Origin of the sequence: Streptomyces sp. NPDC057654, assembly GCF_042800135.1 — a bacterium.
Taxonomy (GTDB): domain Bacteria; phylum Actinomycetota; class Actinomycetes; order Streptomycetales; family Streptomycetaceae; genus Streptomyces.
Map to the genome: position 1 here is coordinate 1 of NZ_JBHVHQ010000965.1, position 3088 is coordinate 3088.

At 69.2% G+C, this 3088-nt stretch carries 5 protein-coding genes; 4 read left to right on the forward strand and 1 reads right to left on the reverse strand.

Translation table 11 applies throughout. The features are described from left to right. Window positions 1–39 precede the first annotated feature (39 nt). On the forward strand, window positions 40–546 hold the full coding sequence (locus tag ACFU99_RS38950; protein ID WP_384402052.1) for a DinB family protein: 507 nt from the start codon (window positions 40–42) through the stop codon (window positions 544–546). 106 nt (window positions 547–652) lie between these two features. On the opposite strand, the gene ACFU99_RS38955 is transcribed toward ACFU99_RS38950, so the two are convergent. Beyond that, entirely contained in the window at window positions 653–1189 is a 537-nt protein-coding gene (locus ACFU99_RS38955) for a TerD family protein (RefSeq protein WP_384402055.1), read from the reverse strand. A 138-nt stretch (window positions 1190–1327) separates the two neighbouring features. Between ACFU99_RS38955 and ACFU99_RS38960 the strand changes: the two genes are divergently transcribed. The 3 genes from ACFU99_RS38960 to ACFU99_RS38970 form a co-directional block, all read left to right on the forward strand. Then, complete coding sequence (locus ACFU99_RS38960; protein ID WP_363224442.1) at window positions 1328–1933, forward strand: YdbC family protein; 606 nt, start codon at window positions 1328–1330, stop codon at window positions 1931–1933. A gap of 78 nt (window positions 1934–2011) precedes the next feature. After that, entirely contained in the window at window positions 2012–2671 is a 660-nt protein-coding gene (locus tag ACFU99_RS38965; RefSeq protein WP_384402058.1) for a histidine phosphatase family protein, read from the forward strand. Between the two features lie 10 nt (window positions 2672–2681). Next, window positions 2682–3088: ADP-ribosylglycohydrolase family protein (locus ACFU99_RS38970; RefSeq protein WP_384402060.1), on the forward strand; the 407-nt coding region annotated here is incomplete at its 3' end.

Below are 3088 nucleotides of genomic sequence, written 5' to 3' on the forward strand. Positions count from 1 at the left end.
CCCCTTACCCGTGCGGGGGCCGCCGCCTACACTCCTGCGATGACCACCGAACGGATCAGCCCGCCCCTGGCAGGCGGCGAGCGCGAGACGCTGCGCGCCTATCTCGACTTCCACCGCGCGACGCTCGCCATGAAGTGCGACGGCCTCGGGGACGACGAACTGCGCCGCCAGTCGATGCCGCCCTCGACCCTCTCGCTGCTCGGGCTCGTGCGGCACATGGCCGAGGTGGAGCGCACCTGGTTCCGCCGGGTGATGGGCGGGGAGGACATCCCCCTCGTGTGGTCCGCCGAGGGCGACTACCAGGAGGCGTACGACGCGAGCGGCGCCACGCGGGCGGAAGCGTTCGAAACCTGGCGGACGGAGGTCGAGCACGCGCGGCGGATCGAGCGTGAGGCGGAATCGCTGGACATCACCGCCTATCAGCCCCGGTGGGGCGAGCATGTGTCGCTGCGGCTGGTGATGCTGCACTTGATACACGAGTACGCCCGGCACAATGGCCACGCCGACTTCCTGCGCGAGGGAATCGACGGGACTGTGGGAGCTTAAGAGTTCGACAGTCGAAGGCCTTGAGGGGACGGAGTCGGCCGGCCCGATTCAGCCGACCGCCCCGCCGCCGTGTTTCCCCAGGTCAGTGCCGCTATCGAGGGATGCTTCAGCCCGTCGGACCGTTGCCGCCCATCGTCGCGGCGAAAGACGTCGGATCGGCGTCGAATCCCCGTGCGGACTCGTGGAATTTCCACTTTCCCGCGGCGTCCCTGACGAATTCGGCGACCGTCGAGGCGGTCGATCCGGAAACGGCGGAGAAATCGCTTTCCGACAGCACCGTATATCCCTCCAGGATCTGGACTCCGGTATTCGCGACGTCGCCGAAGGTCTTCCGTCCGTCACGCTGCTGAATGGCCACGCCCACGACCACCCGCGTGTATACGGGCGCCAGCCGGCTGAGCTCTAAGGTCATGACCTCGTCGGAGCCGAAGCCCTGGCCGGTCCGGCTGTCCCGGTTGAGGGTGATCGTGCCGTCCGGCGACCGGCTGTCGAAGTGCACGAGGTACGCGGGCGCGCCATGCGCGGCGTCCGCGGAATAGGTCGCGGCGATGATGTCGAGGTCGTGCGCGGGCGAGCCGGAGGGGCTCGGGTCCCATTTCAGCGTCACCTTGACCTTCTCGATGCCTTTGTTGAGGCCGCTCATCGGTCGTCCCTTCCTCGTAACTGCCCAGGACCCAGCGCTGGTTGACCATGTTGCCACCCTTGCCGCGGGAAGGGGCCCGGACGGCCGCTGCGCCCCAAGGCGTGATGCGGGCCACGGTCCGCGCCGTACGATGGCGCCGTGCTGGTCAAGTGGATTCGCTGCACCGTGGTGGACCGCCGCGGTTTCGAGCGAGGGCAGCGGAAATGGGCGGGATTGCTCGGCGAACCGGGGTTCCGGGGTCAGGGTGGAGGTTGGAGCAAGGGGCGCCCGCACGTGGCGCATCTCTTCGGGTTCTGGGAGAGCCGGTCGTTCTACGACTCGTTCATGGCCCGATCGCACGACAGGCTCGCGGCCGCGCAAGCAGGCACGTACAAAGACATGCAAGTCCGGCTTTTCGAGCACCAACTCGACGTGAAAGTCGGATTCCGGCCGCACTTCGCGGACGCGGACGTGGTGCGCGTCGCACACTGCCGGGTCCGCGAGGAACGGCTGGAGCACTTCACCCTGATGCAGGAAAAGGTGTGGAACCCGGCCATGGCCGGATCACCGGGCATGCTGCGCGGATCGTTCGGCCAGGCCCCCGGGGGCGAGTTCCTGGTGCTGTCGATGTGGGACTCCCAGGCCGAACACGGCAAATATCGCACGGACCGGGTCGAGCGGCTCGCGTCGAGGACGCAGATCGAAGCGGACATGACGGCGATAGCCGGGGACGTGGTCGCCATCGAGCCCTCCTGGACCGTCTGACGGCTCCCGCCCCCCTCGCGGTACCCGTCCGCGGGCAGCATGAGGCAGGCCGCCGCCACCCGATCTAGGCTGGAGTGCATGGCACGGCCCCGGCGCATAGTCCTCATCCGGCACGGCGAATCGGAGGGGAATGTCGACGACACGGTGTACGAACGAGAACCCGATCACGCCCTGAGCCTCACGGAGGCCGGGCGCAAGCAGGCCGAGGAGGCCGGCACCGGACTCCGCGCGACCTTCGGCGACGAACGCGTCTCCGCGTACGTCTCGCCCTACCGGCGCACCCACCAGACCTTCCAGGCGCTGCGCCTCGACGCCTCACGGGTCCGGGTCCGCGAGGAGCCGCGACTGCGCGAGCAGGACTGGGGGAACTGGCAGGACCGCGACGACGTGCGCAAGCAGAAGGCGTACCGCGACGCGTACGGGCACTTCTTCTACCGCTTCGCCCAGGGCGAGTCCGGCGCCGACGTGTACGACCGGGTCGGGGCCTTCCTGGAGAGCCTGTGGCGCAGCTTCGAGGACCCCTCCCACCCGCCGAACGTCCTCCTCGTCACCCATGGCCTGACCATGCGCCTCTTCTGCATGCGCTGGCTCCACTGGAGCGTCGCGGAATTCGAGTCCCTGTCGAACCCCGGCAACGCCGAGTCCCGCACCCTGCTCCTCGGCGACGACGGCCGCTACCACCTTGACCGCCCGTTCGAGCACTGGTGCACACCGGAGCCGTACGGCATCGCGGGTTAGAGTCGCTGCGATGACCGCTGACCGTTCCCTCCGCTCCCTCGCGAGCCTCCGCGGGCTGACCGTGGGCGACGCCCTCGGCTCCCAGTTCTTCGTGCCCGCCAACTACCCGTCCCTCAAGCGCCGCGAACTGCCCTCCGCCCCCTGGCAGTGGACCGACGACACCGAGATGGCCTGCTCCGTGGTGGCCGTCCTGTTCGTGTACGGACGCGTCGACCAGGACGCCCTGGCCCGCTCCTTCGCCGTCCACCACGACTTCGACCGCGGCTACGGCCCCGCGGTGAACCGGATGCTGCGCCTGGTCCGCGAGGGCGGCGACTGGCGCGAACTCGCCTCCGGCCTCTTCCAGGGCCAGGGCTCCTGGGGCAACGGCGCGGCCATGCGGATCGCCCCGCTGGGCGCCTGGTACGCGGACGACCC

Bases quoted from the DNA above. Each gene is read 5' to 3' on its own strand.
- ACFU99_RS38950 (WP_384402052.1), top strand. From the start codon at position 40: ATGACCACCGAACGGATCAGCCCGCCCCTGGCAGGCGGCGAGCGCGAG.
- ACFU99_RS38955 (WP_384402055.1), bottom strand. From the start codon at position 1,189: ATGAGCGGCCTCAACAAAGGCATCGAGAAGGTCAAGGTGACGCTGAAA.
- ACFU99_RS38965 (WP_384402058.1), top strand. From the start codon at position 2,012: ATGGCACGGCCCCGGCGCATAGTCCTCATCCGGCACGGCGAATCGGAG.